The organism is Kitasatospora sp. NBC_01300, from assembly GCF_041435235.1.
Classification (GTDB): Bacteria; Actinomycetota; Actinomycetes; order Streptomycetales; family Streptomycetaceae; genus Kitasatospora.
The window spans coordinates 6,422,341-6,442,569 of sequence record NZ_CP108408.1; the positions used below are offsets into that span (position 1 = coordinate 6,422,341).

Below are 20,229 nucleotides of genomic sequence, written 5' to 3' on the forward strand. Positions count from 1 at the left end.
CACGCCCCTGCCCACGCCCCTGCCCATGCCCCTGCCGGGGATCCGGCCGTCCTCCCGTCGGGCGCAGCCTCCGCCCTCACGCCGGGCGCCGACTGCGGCTGGAGCGCCACGCCGCCGCCGTCGCGCCCGCCGTGACGAGCAGGGCGCCGATCGGCACCACGTCGCCGATCCGGTCGTACCAGGTCAGCGTCCCGGGCTCGGTGAGCGGCAGTCGGACGGTCAGCGCGCCGGTGCCGTCGGTACCGAGCCGGGCGAGCTCGCGGCCCTGCGCGTCGAAGGCCGCCGACACCCCGGTCAGCGAGGCCTGCACGGCCGGCCGGCCCGTCTCGGCGGCCCGGATCGCCGCCAGCGAGACGTGCTGTTCGGGTGCCCAGGTGTGCTGGAAGGTCGAGGTGGAGGACTGGTAGACCAGCACCCGGGCGCCGTCCCGCGCGGCGGTGCGGGCCAGGTCGGGGAAGGCCGACTCGAAGCAGATCAGCGCGCCGACCGGCAGCGGCCCGCCGGCCCGGTCGGTGGCCGGCAGGACGTGGAAGGCGGTGCCGGGCGCCCGGTTCTCGCCGGCCGCCCGGCTGACGCCGGCGATCCAGCCGAGCACCGGCCGCAGCGGGATGTACTCGCCGAAGGGCACCAGCCGGATCTTGCGGTAGCGGTCCAGCACGCCCGCGGGGGAGACCAGCACCGCGTCCTTGGAGATCCGCCCGTCCGCCTTGCGGGCGTCCTCCCCGGCGATGATCTGCGCCCCGGTGACGGTGGAGAGTCGGCGCAGCCGGTCGAGCGCGGCCGGGTCGCGGTCGAGGTCGGCGGTGGTGCTGCTCTCGCCCCAGACGACCAGGTCCACCGGCTGCCCGCCGAGCGCGGCGGTGGCCCGGGCGCTGGCCTCGAACCGGGCCTTCGGGTCGTCCACGATGCCGGGCTGGACCAGCGCGACGGTGACCGCCCCGGCCGGGGCGGGGGCGTCGCGCAGCGCGAACAGCAGCGGGCCGGCGGCCAGGACCAGGACGGTGGTCAGCGCCGCGAGGGCGCGCGGTCGCCGGTGCACCGCGGTCAGGACGATCAGCACCCCGGTGTTGGCGGCCGCGACGGCCGCGCTGACCAGCCAGATCCCGCCGGTCGAGGCCAGTCCGAGGATCGCCGGGTGCTGCCACTGGGTGGCGCCGAGCAGCGCCCACGGCCCGCCGAGCGCGTCCCAGGAGCGCGCGTACTCGGTGGTCACCCAGACCGCCGGGACGACGAGCAGCGCGAGCAGTGCCCGACGGTCGGTCAGCGGTGGGTGCAGCAGCCGGTGGACGGCGTACCCGAAGCCGCCCTGGAGCGCCCCGAACAGCACGGCGAGCACCGGTAGCCCCGGCCCGATGGACGGGACCAGCCAGTACATCGCGGTCAGGATGAAGCCCGCCCCGAACCACCACCCGCGCACCGCCGCCTCCCGCCCGCCGGGCGCGCGCTGCATCAGCAGCATCCCGGGGACGAGCGCGACCCACGCCAGCCAGGCCTGCCCCGGTGCCGGGAAGGCGAGCACCGGTACGGCCCCGGCCGCCAGGGCGCCGAACCGCGCGCGGTAGCGGTGCGGGCGCGCCTGCGGGTGGCCGCCGTTTCCGGAGTGCCCGCCGTGCTCGGGGTGGCCGTCGTGTTCGGAGCGCCCGTCGTGTTCGGGGTGCCCGGGAGGTTCGGGGCGCCGGGGGTGATCGGCGTGCGAGGAGTGCGGCGTGCGCCGGGCGGGGCTGGTGAGGGCGGGGCGGCGGGGCATGCCCCGTATTGTCCGCTCGGACGGACTGGGCCACCAGTGTTCCTGTCACCCGAATGGGCTACGGGAACACTGGTGGCCACCCCCGTGACTCAGCCCTCGTCGCCCTCCAGGTCCCCCTCGGTCTCCAGGAACGCGGCCTGCAACTGCGCGATCAGCTCCGGGTCGGGCTGCTCCCACAGCCCGCGGCTGGCCGCCTCCAGCAGCCGCTCGCTGATCCCGTGCAGCGCCCACGGGTTGGCGCCGGTCAGGAACTCCCGGTTGACCGGGTCGAGCACGTACTCCTGGGTGAGCTTCTCGTACATCCAGTCCGCGACCACGCCCGTCGTGGCGTCGTAGCCGAACAGGTAGTCCACCGTCGCGGCCATCTCGAACGCGCCCTTGTACCCGTGCCGGCGCATCGCCTCGATCCAGCGCGGGTTGACCACCCGGGCGCGGAAGACGCGGGCGGCCTCCTCGGTCAGCGTCCGGGTGCGGACCGTCTCCGGGCGGGTCGAGTCGCCGATGTAGGCGGTCGGCGCCTTGCCGGTGAGCGCCCGGACGGTGGCCACCATGCCGCCGTGGTACTGGAAGTAGTCGTCCGAGTCGGCGATGTCGTGCTCGCGGGTGTCGGTGTTCTTCGCGGCGACGGTGATCCGCTTGTACGCGGTCTCCATCTCCTCGCGGGCCGGCCGCCCGTCCAGCCCGCGGCCGTAGGCGTAGCCGCCCCAGACCGTGTACACCTCGGCCAGGTCGGCGTCGGTGCGCCAGTCCCGGCTGTCGATCAGCTGGAGCAGGCCCGCGCCGTAGGTGCCCGGGCGGGAGCCGAAGACGCGGACGGTGGCCTTGCGCTCGTCGCCGTGCACCGCGAGGTCGGCCTGGACGTGGGCGCGCACGAAGTTCTGCTCCGCGGGCTCCTCCTGGGCGGCGGCCAGGCGCACCGCGTCGTCCAGCAGGGCGACCACGTGCGGGAAGGCGTCGCGGAAGAAGCCGGAGATGCGCAGCGTCACGTCGATGCGCGGGCGGCCCAGCTCGGCGAGGGTGATCGGCTCCAGGCCGGTGACCCGGCGCGAGGCGTCGTCCCAGACCGGGCGGACGCCGAGCAGGGCGAAGGCCTCGGCGATGTCGTCGCCGGCGGTGCGCATCGCGCTGGTGCCCCACAGCGACAGCCCGACCGAGGGCGGGTAGGCGCCGTCGTTGTCGGCGGTGTACCGCTCGACCAGCGAGGCGGCGAGCGCCTGGCCGGTCTCCCAGGCGAGCTTGCTCGGGACGGCCTTCGGGTCGACGGAGTAGAAGTTGCGGCCGGTCGGCAGCACGTTGACCAGGCCGCGCAGCGGCGAGCCGGACGGCCCGGCCGGGACGAAGCCGCCGCGCAGCGCGTGCAGCACGGCGTCCAGCTCGTCGGTGGTGGCGGCCAGTCGCGGCACCACCTGGGTGGCGGCGAAGGTCAGCACCTCGTGGACGGCCTCCGGCAGCCCGGCGGCGACCTTCTCCACCGCCTCGACCGCCCAGTCCTGCGCCTCCATGGCCTCGACCAGGGCGCGGGCCTGGGCCTCGGCGGCGTCGGTGGCCCCGAGGGTGAGCGCGGCCTCGTCCAGCCCGAGCGCCTCGCGCAGGCCCGGCAGCGCGCTGACGCCGCCCCAGATCTGGCGGGCGCGCAGGATGGCGAGCACGATGTTGACCCGGTCGGTGCCGGCCGGCGCCTGGCCGAGGACGTGCAGGCCGTCGCGGATCTGGGCGTCCTTGATCTCGCACAGCCAGCCGTCGACGTGCAGCAGGAAGTCGTCGAAGCCGTCGTCCTCGGGGCGCTCGTCCAGGCCGAGGTCGTGGTCCAGCTTGGCGGCCTGGATGAGGGTCCAGATCTGCGCGCGGATCGCGGGCAGCTTGGCCGGGTCCATCGCGGCGATGTTGGAGTGCTCGTCCAGCAGCTGCTCCAGGCGGGCGATGTCGCCGTAGGAGTCGGCGCGGGCCATCGGCGGGACGAGGTGGTCGACCAGGGTGGCGTGGGCGCGGCGCTTGGCCTGGGTGCCCTCGCCCGGGTCGTTGACCAGGAACGGGTAGATCAGCGGCAGATCGCCCAGGACGGCGTCCGGGCCGCACTCGGCGGACAGCGCGGCGGTCTTGCCGGGCAGCCACTCCAGGTTGCCGTGCTTGCCGAGGTGGATGACGGCGTGCGCGCCGAAGCCGCCGTCGGCCTGCGCGGCCTCGATCCAGCGGTAGGCGGCCAGGTAGTGGTGGCTCGGCGGCAGGTCGGGGTCGTGGTAGATGGCGACGGGGTTCTCGCCGAAGCCGCGCGGCGGCTGGATCAGGACGAGCAGGTTCCCGGAGCGGATCGCGGCCAGCACGATGTCGCCGTCCGGGTTCTGCGAGCGGTCGACGTAGAGCTCGCCGGGGGCCGGGCCCCAGTGTTCCTCGACCTGCTCGCGCAGCGCCTGGGGGAGCGTGGCGTACCAGCGGCGGTAGTCGGCGGCGGGGATGCGCACCGGGTTGCGGGCCAGCTGGTCCTCGGTGAGCCAGTCCTGGTCGTAGCCGCCGGCCGCGATCAGGGCGTGGATCAGGGCGTCGCCCTCGTGGGAGGCGTCGAGCGAGGAGTCCTGGGACGACGCGTCGGGGGAGGCGTCGTGGCCGTCCCCGTTCGTTCCGTCCAGCCCGGGGAGGTCCGAACCCAGGTCCATGCCCTCCGCGCGCAGCCGGTTCAGCAGGCGGATCGCGCTGGCCGGGGTGTCCAGGCCGACGGCGTTGCCGACCCGGGCGTGCTTGGTCGGGTAGGCGGACAGCACGAGCGCGAGGCGGCGCTCGGCGGCCGGGATGTGCCGAAGCCGGGCGTGCTTGACGGCGGTGCCGGCCACCCGGGCGGCGCGCTCCGGGTCGGCGGCGTAGACGGTGAGGCCGTCCTCGTCCAGCTCCTTGAAGGAGAACGGGACGCTGATCAGCCGGCCGTCGAACTCCGGCACCGCGATCTGGGTGGCGGTGTCCAGCGGGGACAGGCCGTCGTCGCTGGCCTCCCACTGGGCGCGCGACCAGGTGAGGCAGAGCGCCTGGAGGATCGGCCGGTCCAGGGCGGCGAGCGCGCCCGCGTCCCAGGCCTCCTCGTCGCCGCCGGCCTGCGCGTCCGCCGGGCGGGTGCCGCCGGCGGCGAGCACGGTGGTGACGAGCGCGTCGGCCTCGCCGAGCGCGGCCAGCAGTTCGGGCTCGGCGCCGCGCAGCGAGGCGCAGTAGTAGGCCCTGGCCTGCGCGCCCTGGTCCTCGATCGCCCGGCAGAGCGTCTCGACGAAGGCGGTGTTGCCGCTCATGTGGTGGGCGCGGTAGTAGAGCACCGCGACCGTCGGGCCGTCCTGCGTACGGGCTTCGCGCTCCAGCGGCCCCCAGGCCGGGGCGGAGGCGGGCGGGGCGAAGCCGTGGCCGGTCAGCAGCACGGTGTCGGAGAGGAAGGCGGCCAGCTCGGCGAGGTTGGCGGCGCCGCCGTGCGCGAGGTAGGCGTGCGCCTCGGCGGCGATGCCGGCCGGGACGGTGGACAGCTCCATCAGCTGGGCGTCGGGGGCCTGTTCGCCGGTCAGCACGATCACCGGGCGGGGGCCGGCCAGCAGCGCGTCCAGGCCCTCCTGCCAGGCGCGGCGACCGCCGAGCAGGCGGACCACGACGAGGTCGGTGCCCTCCAGCAGCGCGGGCAGGTCCTCGGGGGTGAGCCGGGCCGGGTTGCCGAGCCGGTAGCGGACCGGTCCCTCGGCGGCGCGGGCACTGAGCAGGTCGGTGTCGGACGTCGACAGCAGCAGGATCATGCGAAGGCCCTCCCGGCCTCGGAGCCGCCCCGAGCCGAAGGGCGCGCCGGCGTGGAAAGTGACGAGTGACGAGCGACGGACGAAAACGCGTGGTGCGCGGCGGACGAAGGCGCGTGGCATCTGGCGGACGAATGCGAGCGACGGCGCGCGGCCGGCGACCGAAGGAGCGCCGAGGCGTCGGCGAAGCGCCCGGAGTCGGGCGGGCGTGAGGCGCCCGGGGACCCGGGCGCGGGCATGCGGCAGCGCATTGCTCTTCGAGCCTTCCTCGGGGTCCGCGCCCCGGGCCGGTGGAGGACGGCAGGAGTTCCTGGCTCCCGCGGCCGTCCGGTCTCCCGGTGAACCGCGGTCACAGTGGCGGGACCGCACCGGGCTTGCACCGGTTTCCTCCCCTGCGCCGTCGCTGGCGTGCGGACGGTCCGCGGGGACCGTCCGCCAGCATCGTACGGGGTGCGGCTGACCTGGGGGAGGGCGATCCCGGGGAGGCCGCCCGGAGCGCCCGGGGTGTGAGGCGACGGACAAAGGCAACCGATCGGATCATCTGTATGCTCGCGGCCATGCCACCGACACTCGACGCCACCGCGCCGGGCGCCGCGGTGCCCGACCGGGGGCGCGCGGACGCCTGCCCAGGGGCCCTTCGTCTGCACCCGGCCGACGACGGCGCCCTGGCCCGGGTCCGCCTGCCCGGCGGTCTGCTGACGGTCCGTCAGGCAATGGCGCTGGCCGACGCCGCCGAGGCGCTCGGCGACGGCGAACTGGAGACCACCTCCCGCGGCAACGTCCAACTCCGCGGCCTGGCTTCGCACTGCGGGGCCGAACTCGCCGAACGGCTGCGCGCCGTCGGCCTGCTGCCCTCGGACACGCACGAACGGGTCCGCAACATCGTGGCCTCCCCGCTCGCCGGGCTCGACGGACACGGCTTCGCCGACGTGCAGGCCTGGGTGCGGGAGCTGGACGCGCGGCTGTGCGCGAGCGACTGGGCGGCCGGGCTCTCCGGCAAGTTCCTGTTCGCGCTGGACGACGGGCGGGGCGACGTCGCCGCGTTCGACGCCGATGTGACATTGATCGCAGGCCCGGACGGGTCGGCGCTGCTGCGCCTCGGACGGGCCGCCCACGGGCGTCCGGTGCCGGCGGGGCAGGAGGTGACGGCCGTGCTCGACGCGGCCCGGGCCTTCCTGGACGCGCTGCGGGAGAGCGGGCGCAAGGCCTGGCACCTGCGCGAGGTCCCCGGGCTGCTGCCGGCCGGGCCGGTGCCGGTGCCCGCCTTCGCCGGGGCCGCGCCCGCGGTCGGCGTGGTCCGCACGGTCGCCTCGTTCCCCGCGGTCGGCCGGCTGGCCACGGCGGCGGGCGGGGCCGTGGCGGGCGGGCTGTCGGTGGGCATGCGCTTCGGCCGGGCCGGTGCCGCGCAGTGGCGGGAACTCGCGGGCGCCTGCGCCGGGGAGATCCGGCTGACGCCCTGGCGCGGCGCGGTGCTGCCGGGGTCGCCGGCCGACCGGCTGCCCGCGCTGGCGGCGGCCGGGTTCCGGACCGCGCCCGGCTCGCCCTGGGAGCGGGCCACCGCCTGCACCGGGCTGCCGGGGTGCGCCAAGTCGCGGGCCGACGTCCGGGCCGACGCGGCGCGGGCGCTCGATGTGGCGGCCGCCGCCGGGAGCCCGCCGGGCATGGGCCTTCCGACCACCGGTCTCCCGGTGCACTGGTCGGGGTGTGAACGACGCTGCGGTCATCCGGCCGGGCGGTGGGTGGACGTGCTCGCCACCGGGCAGGGCTACCGGGTGACGGTGAACGGTCCGGCGGCCGCCGGGGCGGCCGTGGACGTGACGAACGAGGAGATGGCCGAGGCGGTCGCCGAGGCCAGGAGGACCACGAAGTGATCGAGTACGAGAAGGACGGCGCGTCCATCTACCGCCAGTCCTTTGCCACCATCCGTGCGGAGGCCGACCTGGCCGCCCTCCCGGCGGACGTCTCCCAGGTCGCGGTGCGGATGATCCACGCCTGCGGGATGGTCGACCTGGTCGAGGACCTGGTGTACTCGCCGGGTGTGGTCGCCTCCGCGCGCGCGGCGCTGCGGGCCGGGGCGCCGATCCTGTGCGACGTGAACATGGTGGCGAGCGGCGTCACCCGCAAGCGGCTGCCCGCCGACAACGAGGTCGTGTGCACCCTCACCGACCCGTCCGTGCCGGAGCTCGCCCGGAAGATGGGCAACACCCGCAGCGCCGCCGCCATGGAACTGTGGCTGCCCCGGCTGGAGGGCGCGGTGGTGGCCGTCGGCAACGCGCCGACCTCGCTGTTCCGGCTGCTGGAGATGATCGAGGCCGGCGCGCCGCGCCCGGCCGCGGTGATCGGCGTCCCGGTCGGCTTCATCGGCGCCGCCGAGTCCAAGCAGGCCCTGGCCGAGCACCCGTCCGGCCTGGAGCACCTGGTGGTGCGCGGCCGGCGCGGCGGCAGTGCGATCGCCGCCGCCGCCGTCAACGCGATTGCGAGCGAAGAAGAGTGACGGATCGTCAGACTCCTGGTGTCGGCCGGCTCTACGGGGTCGGGCTCGGTCCCGGCGACCCGTCGCTGGTGACCGTCCGGGCGGCCGAACTCATCGGCAAGGCCGACGTGGTGGCCTACCACAGCGCCCGGCACGGCCGGTCCATCGCGCGCTCGATCGCCGAGCGCTACCTGACGGGTGGTCAGGTCGAGGAGAAGCTGGTCTACCCGATCACGGTCGAGACCACCGACCACCCGGGCGGCTACCGGGGCGCGCTGGACGACTTCTACGAGGAGGCCGCCGCCCGGCTGGCCGCCCACCTGGACGCCGGCCGCGACGTCGTGGTCCTCGCCGAGGGCGACCCGCTGTTCTACGGCTCGTACCAGCACATGCACAAGCGGCTCGCGCACCGCTACCCGACCGAGGTGGTGCCGGGTGTGACCTCCGTCAGCGCCGCGGCCGCCCGGCTCGGCCAGCCGCTGACCGAGGCCGAGGAGACGCTCACCGTCATCCCGGGCACGCTGCCCGAGGAGGAGCTGACGGCGCGGATCGCCGCCGCCGACTCCGCCGTGATCATGAAGCTGGGGCGCACCTTCCCGGCCGTCCGGCGGGCGCTGGAGCGGGCCGGCCGGCTCGACGACGCGCAGTACGTCGAGCGCGCGTTCATGGACGGGGAGCGCATCCTGCCGCTCGCGGAGGTCGAGGGCGAGACCGTCCCGTACTTCTCGGTGGCGGTGCTGCCGAGCAAGGTCGCGCCGCTGGAGCCGGTGGAGCGGCGGACGGACGGTGCGGGCGCGGTGGCCGTCATCGGCACCGGTCCGGCCGGGCCGCTCTGGCTCACCCCCGAGGCGCGCGGCGTCCTGGCCGAGGCGACCGACCTGGTCGGCTACACCACCTACCTGGACCGGGTGCCCGAGCGGCCGGGGCAGCGGCGGCACGCTTCGGACAACAAGGTGGAGTCGGAGCGCGCCGAGTACGCCCTCGAACTGGCCCGCCGCGGACACAAGGTCGCGGTGGTGTCCTCGGGCGACCCGGGCGTCTTCGCGATGGCCACCGCCGTCCTGGAGGTCGCCTGCGAGGAGGCCTACCGGGACGTCCCGGTGCGGATCGTCCCGGGGATGACCGCGGCGCACGCGGCCGCCTCCCGGGCCGGCGCCCCGCTCGGGCACGACTACGCGGTGGTGTCGCTGTCGGACCGGCTCAAGCCCTGGGACGTGGTGGCCCGCAGGCTGCGCGCGGCGGCCGGGGCGGACCTGGTGCTCGCGCTCTACAACCCGGGCTCGAAGTCGCGCACCACGCAGGTCGCCCTCGCCCGGGACCTGCTGCTGGAGTACCGCGCGCCCGAGACGCCGGTGGTGATGGCGCGCGACGTCGGCGGGCCGACCGAGCGGGTGCGGATCGTCCGGTTGGGCGAGCTGGATCCGGCGCTGGTCGACATGCGGACGATCCTGCTGATCGGCTCCTCGCAGACCCAGGCGGTCGAGCGGGGCGGCGGCGTGGAGGTCGTCTGGACGCCGCGGCGGTACCCGGAGTCGTGACCGACGACAAGTGACAGATGACAGCTGACAGATTTCATCATCTGTTGGCTGTCATCTGTTTTCTGTCACTTGTCCGCCGCCGCCTCCGTCACCGGGTCGGCTTGGTGATCACCAGCTCCGTGTTGTGGTCCTCGCCCGCGCCCAGCAGCGCCGCCGGTCGGCCGTTCGGGTCGTTGTACGACAGCTCGCGGTACAGCGCGGCGAGGTTGGCGTCCGAGGTGCTGCCGAAGTCCGTGCCGTACGGCGCGGAGGACTCGATCAGCGTCGTGAACAGGGAGAGCGTGCCGTCCCCGTTGTCCGCGATCTCGATGATGCGCCCGTGCTGCGGGTAGTCGATGTGCGAGGCGGTGTTGATCTCCCAGAACGCCCGCTCCGGCACCGCGTGGCCGTGCGCCGTGACCTTGTTCATGTGGGTGTGCCCGTTCACCCACGCGATCACGTTCGGGTAGCGCTGCAACAGCGCCACCAGCTCGTTGCCGTCGTGCCGCTTCTCGAAGATGTTGCGCGGGTCGGGCAGCAGGTTGCCCATGGTGGTGCTCGTGTGGTGGCTGAACAGGAGGATCACCTCGTCCGTGCTGCCGCCCGTCACCTTGCGTCCGTCGGTGTCGTACCAGTGGCCGCTGTGCGCCTTCAGCTGCTGCTCCAGCCAGCGCAGTTGCGCGGTGCCCAGCGAACCGTCCGCGAATCCGGCCTGATTGGTGGTGTCCAGGCTGATGCCGACCACCTTCTCCGAGATGCGGAAGGTGTAGTAGAGCTTGCCGCTGCTCACCATGTCCGAGGTGAAACCGTGCCCGTACGGGCCGGCGCCGGTGTGCGCCGGGTTCAGGTGGGCCTTGGCGAACTCCTTGAGCGTGAACGGCCGTCGGCGCTCGTCCGGGGTGATCCGGCGCACCGCGTCGCCGCTCGCGAGCAGCTTCGCGAGCAGGAGCGCGGCGCCGGCCGGGTCGCGGCGCAGCGAGTCCATCAGCTGGGCCGCGTCCGCGTCGTTGCAGCCCTCCAGCTTGTACTGGCCGGTGTAGAGGTCGTTCAGCAGCCCGAGGTCCGGCAGCGAACCCTCAAGACTGTCGTCGTGGTTGCCGACCGTCGTGTACCAGGGCGTACGCAGGCCCGGCGCGTCGAACGGCCGGCCGGCGGCGTCGAGGAAGCCCGGTATCCGCGGGAAGCCCTTCGCCTTGTAGCCGTCGTTGTAGGCGAGTTCGGGGTTCCAGTAGGCGGCGTTGCCCGAGTTCTGCACGCCTTCGTAGCGGTTCGGGTCACCGGTGTTCTGGGCGAGTCGGCCGCCGCCCATGACGGTGAGGTACCAGTCGAGTTCGGCCTGCTCGTGGTTGTCGGTGTTGTCGCCGGTGGCCATCACCATGCTGAACGGCATCCCGGTGTAGGGGCCGCCGTCGAGCGCGTTGACCCGCTCGACGAGGGCCGATACGCCGCGGGCGTTCAGGGCCTCCTGCGGCCGGTACGCGCTGCCGTTGAACCGGGCCAGGTACTCGAACCGCACCGGGGACTCGGTGTCCACCAGGTGCAGGTCGCTGAACTGGACGAAGCTGGCCAGCCCGGTCCGCCGGTCGTCCCGCCCGGTGCCCGGCGCCGCCAGGTCGCCGCGCACCACCAGCGGCCAGCCCGGTCCGGCCGTCAGCCGCTTGTACCCGCCGGTGCCGACGGGCGTGGCCACCTGGTCGAGCGTGGTGCCGGTCGTCCTGACCGCCCGCGCGGCGGTGGCCGCCAGTGCGCGATCGCGCTCCGCCGCCGAGGCGAACTGCCCGCCGCCCAGCGACAAGGCCGACCAGGCGGCGGCCACCGACGTACCGGTGAGGAACGTACGCCGACTCATCCCTGCCACAAAAACCCCCACATGCTGATGGCCCGGCCGGACAACCCGGACACCGGACCCCGTGTCATGAACCCGCCTCTGGCGGACCGCCAGATTACTCACTGGTAGGCACGAGGTGCGAGGCCCGTGCGGAGAACTCTTCGGGAACGCGGGGCAGCGGCCGCTCCCGGACTCGGACACCGGGTCACGGGGCCCCGCTCACCGCCCCGGTCGGGGCGCGGCCAGGCGAATGGGGGAAAATCGGTACCGACGGTCGGTGTGGCCGCACCTCGACGGAGCCGGAAGCGAGACGCAGGTGGCCATAGCGGGAGCCGAAGCGGGAGCCGAGGCCGGGGGCCGGGCCGGCCAGCTGAAGAGCAGCGGCCTGCGGCACGGCTGGACCACGGGCGCCTGCGCCACCGCCGCCACCAAGGCCGCGTACACCGCGCTGCTCACCGGCGAGTTCCCGGACCCGGTGACCATCACCCTCCCCAAGGGCCAGCGGCCGGCCTTCGCCCTCGCCGCCGACGAACTGACCGCCGAGACCCTCGCCGCCGAGACCTTCGCCGCCGCGGCTGGGGGCCGAGCCGGCGCCCCGCCCGGGCCGGCGAGCGCGATGGCCGCCGTGGTCAAGGACGCCGGCGACGATCCCGACGTCACCCACGGCGCGCTGATCCGCTCGACGGTGCGGGTCGGCGAGCCCGGCGCCGGAGTGGTGTTCCGGGCCGGCCCGGGGGTGGGGACGGTCACCAAGGCAGGCCTGCCGCTGCCCGTCGGCGAGCCCGCTATCAACCCGGTGCCCCGGCAGATGATCCGTGACGCCGTGGCGGAGGTGGCCGCCGCGCACGGCGGCAGCGGGGACGTGGTGGTCGAGATATCCGTGGACCACGGCGAGGAGATCGCCCGTTCCACCTGGAATCCACGGCTGGGCATCCTCGGGGGCCTGTCCATCCTCGGCACCACCGGCATCGTCGTCCCCTACTCCTGCTCCGCCTGGATCGACTCCATCCGCCGCGGCGTGGACGTGGCCCGGGCGGCGGGCCGCACCCACGTGGCCGGCTGTACCGGCTCGACCTCCGAGAAGGTCGCCGTCGCCGTGCACGGACTGCCCGAGGACGCGCTGCTCGACATGGGCGACTTCGCGGGCGCCGTCCTCAAGTACCTCAAGCGCCACCCGGTGCCCCGGCTGACGATCGCGGGCGGCTTCGCCAAGCTGTCCAAGCTCGCCGCCGGCCACCTCGACCTGCACTCGGCGCGCTCCCAGGTGGACAAGGGGTACCTGGCCGAACTGGCGCGGCGCGGCGGGGCCGACGGGGTGTTGGCCGAGGCGGTGGCCGCCGCCAACACCGGGCTGGAGGCGGTGCAGTTGTGCCGGGCGGCCGGGGTGCCGCTGGGCGACCTGGTCGCCGAGGCGGCGCGGGCGACGGCGCTCGGCGTGCTGGTCGGCTCGCCGGTGGCGGTGGACGTCATCTGCATCGACCGCGCGGGCACCGTCGTCGGCCGGGCGGAGCCGCTCGGGCCGTGACGTTTGGTCGTGACGTTCGGGCCGTAACGCTCTCACAGAATCGCGGCAATACCGCCTGGTGATGTGAAGATCTGACGTTCATACGGGGCGAGAAGCGGACAAAAGGAGTGTCACACCCACCCCCGGCTCTGTCGTCATCTCAACCATGAGATATGGTCTGGCGAGTGACAGGCGACTACCTCACCCGTATCGGCACCCTCATCCGTACCGCCCGCCAGCACCGCGGCTGGTCCCAGGCGCAGCTCGGCGAGGCCCTCGGCACCAGCCAGAGTGCGGTCAACCGCATCGAGCAGGGCAAGCAGAACGTCAGCCTTGAGATGATCGCGCGCATCGGCGAAGCCCTCGACAGCGAGATCGTCTCCCTCGGCTACTCCGGCCCGATGCACCTGCGGGTCGCCGGCGGCACCCGACTCTCCGGCGCCATCGACGTCCGCAGCAGCAAGAACGCCTGCGTCGCGATCCTCTGCGCCTCGCTGCTGACCACCGGACGCACCACGCTGCGCAGCGTCGCCCGGATCGAAGAGGTCTACCGCATCCTCGAGGTGCTCACCAGCATCGGCGTCAAGAGCCGCTGGACCAACGACGGCCGCGACCTCGAACTCACCCCGCCCGCCGAGCTCGACCTCGCGGCGATGGACGTCGAGGCGGCCCGCCGCACCCGCAGCGTGCTGATGTTCCTCGGTCCGCTGATGCACCGCGCCAGCCGCTTCGCCATCCCGTACGCGGGCGGCTGCGACCTCGGCACCCGCACCGTCGAGCCGCACCTGACCGCGCTGCGCCGCTTCGGGCTGGAGGTCGCCACCACCGGCGGCGCCTACCACGCCTCGGTCGAGCCGGGCACCCCGCTGGACCGTCCGATCGTGCTGACCGAGCGCGGGGACACCGTCACCGAAAACGCCCTGCTGGCCGCCGCCCGGCACGACGGCGTCAGCGTCATCCGCAACGCCTCGCCCAACTACATGGTCCAGGACCTGTGCTTCTTCCTGGAGAAGCTGGGCGTGCGGATCGAGGGCGTCGGCACCACCACCCTCACCGTCCACGGCGTCCCGGAGATCACCTGCGACGTCGACTACACCCCGGCCGAGGACCCGGTGGAGGCGATGAGCCTGCTCGCCGCCGCCGTCGTCACCTCCTCCGAGCTGACGATCCGCCGGGTGCCGATCGAGTTCCTGGAGATCGAACTCGCGGTGCTGGAGGGGATGGGCCTCGACTACGACCGGACCCCCGAGTACCGGGCCCACAACGGCCACACCCGCCTGGTCGACCTCACCGTGCGCCCGTCCAAGCTGACCGCGCCGATCGACACCATCCACCCGATGCCGTTCCCCGGCATCAACATCGACAACGTGCCGTTCTTCGCGGCCATCGCCGCGGCCGCCCACGGCACCACGATGATCCACGACTGGGTCTACGACAACCGTGCGATCTACCTCACCGAGCTGACCCGCCTCGGCGCCGACGTCAAGCTCCTCGACCCGCACCGCGTCCTGGTCCAGGGCCCCACCCGCTGGCGCGCCGCCGAGATGATGTGCCCGCCGGCCCTGCGCCCCGCGGTCGTCATCCTCCTCGCGATGCTCGCCGCCCAGGGCACCTCCGTCCTGCGCAACGTCTACGTCATCAACCGCGGCTACGAGGACCTCGCCGAGCGCCTCAACTCCATCGGCGCGCAGATCGAGACCTTCCGCGACATCTGATCCGATCCGGATCCGAATGGCGCTCAGATGGCCGACCGGCCCCACGTGTTGGGGCCGGTCGGCCATCCCGCCCGGTAATTTCTCGGGGCCCGGTCGGCCCGGTCGGCCCGGTCGGCTCGGCCGACCCGACCCGCCGTCCTAGCGCAGGTGCTGCAACCACCGCACCGCGCCCGGTACGTCCGGGGCCACCGGCACGCCGTCCGGGACCGGTGGACGTTGCACGATGACCACGGGCAGGCGGAGTTCGCGTGCGGCGGTGAGTTTGGGCGCGGTCGCGGCGCCGCCGCTGTCCTTGGTGACCACGAGGTCGATGCCCCGCTCGCGCAGGAGCGCCCGTTCGCCGTCGAGCGTGAACGGCCCCCGGTCCAGCAGGACTTCGAAGGACGGCGGCAGCGGGGGCTCGGGCGGGTCGACCGACCGGGCGAGGAAGTGGACCCCGTCGAGGTGGGCGAACGCGGCGATGCCCTGCCGTCCGGTGGTGAGGAAGACCCGCTCCCCGCGCCGCGGCAGCAGCTCGGCCGCGGCGGCGAGCGAGGGGACGGGGAGCCAGCGGTCCCCGGCGACCGGCGCGAAGCCGGGGCGGCGCAGCACCAGCAGCGGTACGCCGGTGGCCGCCGCCGCGAGGGCGGCGTTGCGGGACATCCCGGCGGCGAACGGGTGGGTGGCGTCGACGACCGCGTCGACCCGCTCGCCGCGCAGCCAGTCGGCCAGCCCCTCCGGGCCGCCGAAGCCGCCGATCCTCACCTCTCCGGCGGGCAGCCGGGGTTGGGCGACCCGGCCGGCCAGCGAACTGGTGACCCGCAGGGACGGCAGCTCGACGAGCGCGGAGGCCAGCGCCCGCCCCTCCGTCGTCCCGCCGAGGACCAGGACGTGCCGGGTCATGGGGTTCACGCCCCGCAGGGCTCGTGCGGGCGTTCGCGCTCCGCCGAGTAGAGGTGGCTGTCGCGGAACTGCTCGGCGGCCAGCGTCCGTCCGACCAGGATGACGGCGGTGCGCACCACGCCCGAGGCCTTGACCTGCCCGGCGATGTCGGCGAGGGTGCCGCGCAGCACCAGCTCGTCCGGCCGGCTTGCCATCGTGACGACGGCGGCCGGGCAGTCGGCGCCGTAGTGCGGGAGCAGCTGCTCGACGACGTCGTCCACGTATCCGGCGGCCAGGTGCAGTACCAGCAGGGCGCCGCTGCGGCCGAGGGTGGCCAGGTCCTCGCCCTCGGGCATCGGGGTGGCGCGCTTGGCGATCCGGGTGAGGATGACGGTCTGGCCGACGGTCGGGACGGTCAACTCCCGCTTGAGCGCGGCCGCTGCGGCGGCGAAGGCGGGCACGCCGGGGACGATCTCGTACGGCACACCGGCCGCGTCGAGGCGGCGCATCTGCTCGGCGACGGCGGAGAAGACGGACGGGTCGCCGGAGTGCAGCCGGGCCACGTCCTGTCCGGCCTGGTGCGCGCGGACCAGCTCGGCGATGATCTGGTCCAGGTTGAGCTGCGCGGTGTCGACGAGGCGGGCGCCGGGCGGGCATTCGTCGAGCAGTTCGCGCGGCACCAGGCTGCCGGCGTAGAGGCAGACCTCGGCGCGGGCCAGGAGGCGCTGGCCGCGCAGGGTGATCAGGTCGGCGGCGCCGGGGCCGGCTCCGATGAAGTGGACGGTCACGACGCGTTCTCCTGAGGGGTGTTGGGCTTGACGGCGGACCACTGGGTGACCGGCATGGCCTGCCGCCACCCGGTGAAGCCGCCCACCGGGACGGCGTGCGCGACGGCGAGTTTGACGAGCTCCCCGCCGTGGCGCCGGTACCACTCGGTGAGCAGCGCCTCGGATTCCAGCGTCACGGTGTTGGCGACCAGTCGGCCGCCCGGTCGCAGGGCGTCCCAGCAACTGTCCAGCAGGCCGGTCGCGGTGAGGCCGCCGCCGATGAACACGGCGTCGGGAGTGGGGAGTTCGGCGAGTGAGGCGGGGGCCGGGCCGGTCACCACGCGCAGTCGTGGCACGCCCAGGGCGGCGGCGTTGCGGGCGATCCGCTCAGCCCGCACCGGGTCGCGTTCGATGCTGACGGCCTGGCAGTCGCGGTGCGCGCGCAGCCACTCGACGGCGATCGAGCCGGAGCCGCCGCCGACGTCCCAGAGCAGTTCGCCGGGGGAGGGGGCGAGGGTGGCGAGGGTGGCGGCGCGCACGTGCCGCTTGGTGAGCTGGCCGTCGCTCTGGTAGGCGGCGTCGGGCAGGCCGGGGACGAGCGAGCTGCGGGGGCCGTCGCCGAGGTCGACCGCGATGATGTTCAGCGGGTCGCCGGGCGGGTGCGGCCAGCCGTCGGCGGTGCCGTCGAGCTGTCGTTCGGCCGGGCCGCCGAGCTGTTCGAGCACCCGCAGGCGGGCGGCGCCGTAGCCGCGCGCGGTGAGCAGCGCGGCGACGGCGGCCGGGGTGGCGGCGTCGGCGCTCAGCACGAGCAGGCGGCGGCCGGGGTTCAGGGCCAGGGCGAGGGTGTCCAGCGGGCGGCCGACCAGGCTGACCACCTCGGTGGACTCCAGCGGCCAGCCGAGTCGGGCGCAGGCGTGGGAGACGGAGGAGGGGTGCGGCAGGACGCGCAGCCGCCCGGCGCCGACCGTCTCGGCGAGGGTGCGGCCGATGCCGTAGAACATCGGGTCGCCGCTGGCCAGGACGGCGACCCGGCGGTCCGCGTGCGCGGCGAACAGCCCGGGGACGGCCGGGCGCAGGGGGGACGGCCACGGGACGCGCTCGGCGGCGACCTCGTCGCGGGGGAGGAGGTCCAGCTGCCGGGGGCCGCCGACGACCACCTCGGCTGCCCGCAGGGCGGCCCGGCCGGCGGTGGAGAGGCCGGGCCAGCCGTCGGCCCCGATCCCGACGACGGTGATCGGGGATGGCAGCTCGGGCACCGGGTGGCTCCTTGTCGTTCGGCGGGCGCCGTGAGTAGGGAAAATGACTGTCGGGGCAGCCTACCTGGCGGTATCCGGCCGCCCGTCTCCCGCCCGTCCCCCGCTACCGGTCCGTCCAGTCCCCGGAGTCGATCACCGCGGGCCGCTCCCGCAGCCGGCTCTCGATGGCGGGCCCGGCGAAGTACACCCAGGCCTCCCGCAGCTCGCCCGCCGCCGTCCGCACCGGCAGCCGCCGCCGTACGTACAGGCCGGTCCCGTCCGCCCGGCAGTCCTCCAGCCGGTCCAGCGCCGCGAGCGCTCCGGCGTACGCGCCGGGCCGTACGGTGATCAGCTCGCCCACGATCCGGCGCCCGGGCGTCGCGTCCGGCACCGCGTACGGGTACCCGGGGCCGTCGTGCAGCGTGGCGCCGTCCAGCACGGCCGGGCGGATGTCGGCGCAGCGTCCGGCCAGGTGGGCGGCGTGGTTGCGGCCGCCGCTGCGCAGGGTGCCGTAGACGAAGAACGGCAGGGCCTCCTCGGACACGGGTTCGACCTCTCGGCTCGGGGGAGCGCCCACGGTACGTCCTCGCGCCCGCGCCGCGATAGCGCCCCGTGCCCCGCGCGCCCCGCGGCCCGTGCCCCGCCGCGCCCCGCGCGTCCGGCGGGTGGTGGGTGTCAGGCGGCGTCCGGGGCGGTCCGCGCGTAGGTGAGGACGACGTTGCCGCGCTCGAAGACGCGGCTGTCGGTGAGCGTGAAGGCGCGGGGCTCGAACTCCGCACGGAACAGCGGGATGCCCGATCCGACCACCACCGGGTACTGCTTGATGATCAACTCGTCGATCTCGGGCAGCAGCTGGCCGGCCAGGTCGGCGCCGCCGCAGAGCCAGATGTCGAGCCCGTCCTGCTGCTTCAGTCGGCGGACCAGGGCCACCGGGTCCTCGGCGGTGACCTCCACCGCCGGGTCCGGGCCGGCGCCGAGGGTGCGGGAGACCACGATCTGCCGCAGGTGGGCGTAGGGGCTGGTGAGGCCCACGGCCAGCCCCGGTGCGTAGGTGCCGCGGCCCATGACGACGGTGTCGAAGCGCTTGTTGGGCGCCTCCGCGATGCCGAACGCCGCGCGGCCGGGGGTGGGGATGGTCTCCGGGTACTCGGCGAAGAGCGTCGAGGTGTAGTCCTCGGTGAGGAACGGCGCGAAGAAGTCGAAGCTGTCGTCCGGGCCGGCGATGAAGCCGTCGATGGTGGCGCCGATGAAGTAGCTGAGCTTGCGCATGCAGGTCCTTTGGGGGTCGGGAAGCGGCGCGGGCCGTGCGGCCCGTCGCCTAACCACTGCGACTATAGTACTCCAGTCGTAGTGGTTGCCGAGGCGTTTCAGGCCCGGGCGCCCCGACCTCCGGAAACCCCGCGGGAGAGAATCGGCCCATGGTCCAGAACCCCGCCCGCCGCACCGCCCTCGCCGACGCCGCCATCGAGGTCCTCGCCCGCGACGGCGCCCGCGGCCTCACCTTCCGCGCGGTCGACGTGCAGGCCGGCGTCCCCAACGGCACGGCCTCCAACTACTTCGCCAACCGCGACCACCTGCTCCACCAGACCGCCCGGCACATCCACCACCGGCTCACCCCGGACCCGGCCGTCATCGCCGACCTGCTGCGGGCCCCGCGTGACCGCGCCCTGGTCACCGCCCTGATGCACGACCTGATCCGCCGCATCTCCACCGACCGGGCCGGCTACCTCGCGATGCTCGAACTGCGCCTGGAGGCCACCCGCCGCCCCGGCCTGCGGGCCCAGCTCACCGGCACCATCCGCGAACAGCTGGAGGCCAACGTCGCCTACCACCTCGACGGAGGACTGCCCGGCGACCGCGAGACCGTCCTCGTCCTCTACCTCGCGATGACCGGCCTGATCGTCGAACACCTCACCCTGCCCGAGGTGTTGGGCACCGACACCCTGCCCGCCCTGATCGACACCATCGTCGAGCGCATCGTCCCCGCCGCCTGACAGCTCGGCGGACACGGCGAGTTGGTCCGACGGTGGCCGCCACAATCACGCCGAACCGGCCGCGTGTGAAAAGTCCGGTGAATCGAACGACTAGCCCCTGGGCGGGAGTTACGATCATCCGGATCATCGCCCACGAGGGACCTGAGCCGAACCGGGGGAGGGGCCGGCCGTGCTGGAGGCCATGCAGAAGGCGGCGGACCGGTCGGCCGGACCCCGGTCTGCGGCTGTCGCCCGGCGGCCTGGGCCTGGCGCTCACCCTCGGCAACGCGGGGGCGCTCCTGGGGGCGGTGGCCACCGGACGACTGATCCGGTGGCTCGGCCTCGGGCGGGTGCTGATCGTCGCGAAGTCGCTGCCGGGCGCCGCGGTCGTCCTGCTCGCGACCGCGGCTCCCGGGCGGGCGGTGGCCACGGTCGCGGCGGCGACCGGGATCATGGCGTGCGGCATCACCGTCTACAACATCGGCCAGGTGAGCCTGCGGCAGGCCGTCACACCCACCGGTCTGCAAGCCCGGATGAACGCGTCGATCCGCTTCCTCATCTGGGGCACCCTGCCGCTGGGCGCACTGGCCGGCGGCCTCCTCGGTTCGTGGATCGGCCTGCGTCCCGCGCTCTGGCTGGTCGCCGGGACGAGCCTGCTCTCCTGCTTGCCCCTGCTGCTCGCCCGCGAGGTCCGGGCGCTGCGGGTGATCCCGGCCGGACCGGAGCCCCGGGGGAGCGGTGATCCGGCCGGGGCCGATCGCCCGGCTCCGGCGGCCTGAACCCCCGGCGGGCACGGCGAGTTGGGCGGGCCGCCGGCCTCGCGTTCCGGCAGGTGGGAGGGCGGCTGTGCCGGAGGG

General features: G+C 74.5%; 15 protein-coding genes and 1 riboswitch. Of the genes, 7 read left to right on the top strand and 8 right to left on the bottom strand.

The genetic code is table 11. From position 1 onward, the window contains the following. Nucleotides 1-76 precede the first annotated feature (76 nt). Both lnt and cobN read right to left on the bottom strand, forming a co-directional pair. Nucleotides 77-1,747, bottom strand: coding sequence for an apolipoprotein N-acyltransferase (gene lnt / locus OG556_RS28105; protein WP_371520899.1), 1,671 nt, complete (start codon nt 1,745-1,747; stop codon nt 77-79). A gap of 89 nt (nt 1,748-1,836) precedes the next feature. Next, complete coding sequence (cobN, locus tag OG556_RS28110) at nt 1,837-5,502, bottom strand: cobaltochelatase subunit CobN (protein ID WP_371520901.1); 3,666 nt, start codon at nt 5,500-5,502, stop codon at nt 1,837-1,839. 301 nt (nt 5,503-5,803) lie between these two features. After that, nucleotides 5,804-5,889, bottom strand: a riboswitch (cobalamin riboswitch). A 167-nt stretch (nt 5,890-6,056) separates the two neighbouring features. On the opposite strand from cobN, the gene OG556_RS28115 reads away from it, so the two are divergent. Genes OG556_RS28115 through OG556_RS28125 form a run of 3 tightly spaced genes read left to right on the top strand, consistent with a single transcriptional unit; the run spans nt 6,057 to nt 9,510 of the window. Continuing rightward, nucleotides 6,057-7,370 carry a hypothetical protein gene (locus OG556_RS28115; RefSeq protein WP_371520904.1) on the top strand — a complete coding sequence of 438 codons (1,314 nt, stop codon included), beginning with the start codon at nt 6,057-6,059 and terminating at the stop codon, nt 7,368-7,370. Then, nucleotides 7,367-7,993, top strand: coding sequence for a precorrin-8X methylmutase (locus tag OG556_RS28120; protein WP_063350072.1), 627 nt, complete (start codon nt 7,367-7,369; stop codon nt 7,991-7,993). The genes OG556_RS28115 and OG556_RS28120 overlap by 4 nt, the downstream gene beginning before the upstream one ends. Continuing rightward, the gene (locus OG556_RS28125; RefSeq protein WP_371520907.1) at nt 7,990-9,510 is read left to right on the top strand and encodes a precorrin-2 C(20)-methyltransferase; all 1,521 of its coding nucleotides are present in this window, start codon (nt 7,990-7,992) and stop codon (nt 9,508-9,510) included. Before OG556_RS28120 ends, OG556_RS28125 begins: the two co-directional genes overlap by 4 nt. Nucleotides 9,511-9,598: 88 nt before the next feature. On the opposite strand, the gene OG556_RS28130 is transcribed toward OG556_RS28125, so the two are convergent. Beyond that, nucleotides 9,599-11,338 (bottom strand): TIGR03767 family metallophosphoesterase, encoded by a 1,740-nt coding sequence (locus OG556_RS28130; RefSeq protein ID WP_371520910.1) that lies wholly within the window; start codon nt 11,336-11,338, stop codon nt 9,599-9,601. 301 nt (nt 11,339-11,639) lie between these two features. Here OG556_RS28130 and OG556_RS28135 point away from each other — a divergent pair, with 301 nt between their 5' ends. After that, nucleotides 11,640-12,842 carry a cobalt-precorrin-5B (C(1))-methyltransferase gene (locus tag OG556_RS28135; RefSeq protein ID WP_371522938.1) on the top strand — a complete coding sequence of 401 codons (1,203 nt, stop codon included), beginning with the start codon at nt 11,640-11,642 and terminating at the stop codon, nt 12,840-12,842. 164 nt (nt 12,843-13,006) lie between these two features. Beyond that, on the top strand, nt 13,007-14,536 hold the full coding sequence (locus OG556_RS28140; protein WP_350875492.1) for a UDP-N-acetylglucosamine 1-carboxyvinyltransferase: 1,530 nt from the start codon (nt 13,007-13,009) through the stop codon (nt 14,534-14,536). Nucleotides 14,537-14,674: 138 nt separating this feature from the next. Here the strand turns inward: OG556_RS28140 and OG556_RS28145 are convergent, their stop codons facing one another. From OG556_RS28145 to OG556_RS28165, 5 genes are all read right to left on the bottom strand, one after another. Then, the gene (locus OG556_RS28145) at nt 14,675-15,418 is read right to left on the bottom strand and encodes a cobalt-precorrin-6A reductase (RefSeq protein ID WP_371520913.1); all 744 of its coding nucleotides are present in this window, start codon (nt 15,416-15,418) and stop codon (nt 14,675-14,677) included. A gap of 5 nt (nt 15,419-15,423) precedes the next feature. Then, on the bottom strand, nt 15,424-16,185 hold the full coding sequence (cobM, locus tag OG556_RS28150) for a precorrin-4 C(11)-methyltransferase (protein ID WP_371520916.1): 762 nt from the start codon (nt 16,183-16,185) through the stop codon (nt 15,424-15,426). Then, a complete protein-coding gene (cbiE, locus tag OG556_RS28155; protein WP_371520919.1) occupies nt 16,182-17,420 on the bottom strand; it encodes a precorrin-6y C5,15-methyltransferase (decarboxylating) subunit CbiE in 1,239 nt (412 codons plus the stop codon). Before cbiE ends, cobM begins: the two co-directional genes overlap by 4 nt. Nucleotides 17,421-17,523: 103 nt before the next feature. After that, nucleotides 17,524-17,943 (bottom strand): gamma-glutamylcyclotransferase family protein, encoded by a 420-nt coding sequence (locus OG556_RS28160; RefSeq protein WP_371520922.1) that lies wholly within the window; start codon nt 17,941-17,943, stop codon nt 17,524-17,526. 131 nt (nt 17,944-18,074) lie between these two features. Then, nucleotides 18,075-18,668, bottom strand: coding sequence for a dihydrofolate reductase family protein (locus OG556_RS28165; RefSeq protein ID WP_371520925.1), 594 nt, complete (start codon nt 18,666-18,668; stop codon nt 18,075-18,077). 149 nt (nt 18,669-18,817) lie between these two features. On the opposite strand from OG556_RS28165, the gene OG556_RS28170 reads away from it, so the two are divergent. Continuing rightward, entirely contained in the window at nt 18,818-19,393 is a 576-nt protein-coding gene (locus tag OG556_RS28170; RefSeq protein ID WP_371520928.1) for a TetR/AcrR family transcriptional regulator, read from the top strand. 287 nt (nt 19,394-19,680) lie between these two features. Continuing rightward, nucleotides 19,681-20,151, top strand: a complete 471-nt coding sequence (locus OG556_RS28175) for a hypothetical protein (RefSeq protein ID WP_371520931.1) — start codon at nt 19,681-19,683, stop codon at nt 20,149-20,151. The last annotated feature ends 78 nt before the right edge of the window (nt 20,152-20,229 follow it).

What these genes read in the sequence shown, in the direction of transcription:
- lnt (WP_371520899.1), bottom strand. Translation starts at nt 1,747, where the DNA reads ATGCCCCGCCGCCCCGCCCTCACCAGCCCCGCCCGGCGCACGCCGCAC.
- cobN (WP_371520901.1), bottom strand. Translation starts at nt 5,502, where the DNA reads ATGATCCTGCTGCTGTCGACGTCCGACACCGACCTGCTCAGTGCCCGC.
- OG556_RS28115 (WP_371520904.1), top strand. Translation starts at nt 6,057, where the DNA reads ATGCCACCGACACTCGACGCCACCGCGCCGGGCGCCGCGGTGCCCGAC.
- OG556_RS28130 (WP_371520910.1), bottom strand. Translation starts at nt 11,338, where the DNA reads ATGAGTCGGCGTACGTTCCTCACCGGTACGTCGGTGGCCGCCGCCTGG.
- OG556_RS28145 (WP_371520913.1), bottom strand. Translation starts at nt 15,418, where the DNA reads ATGACCCGGCACGTCCTGGTCCTCGGCGGGACGACGGAGGGGCGGGCG.
- OG556_RS28165 (WP_371520925.1), bottom strand. Translation starts at nt 18,668, where the DNA reads ATGCGCAAGCTCAGCTACTTCATCGGCGCCACCATCGACGGCTTCATC.
- OG556_RS28170 (WP_371520928.1), top strand. Translation starts at nt 18,818, where the DNA reads ATGGTCCAGAACCCCGCCCGCCGCACCGCCCTCGCCGACGCCGCCATC.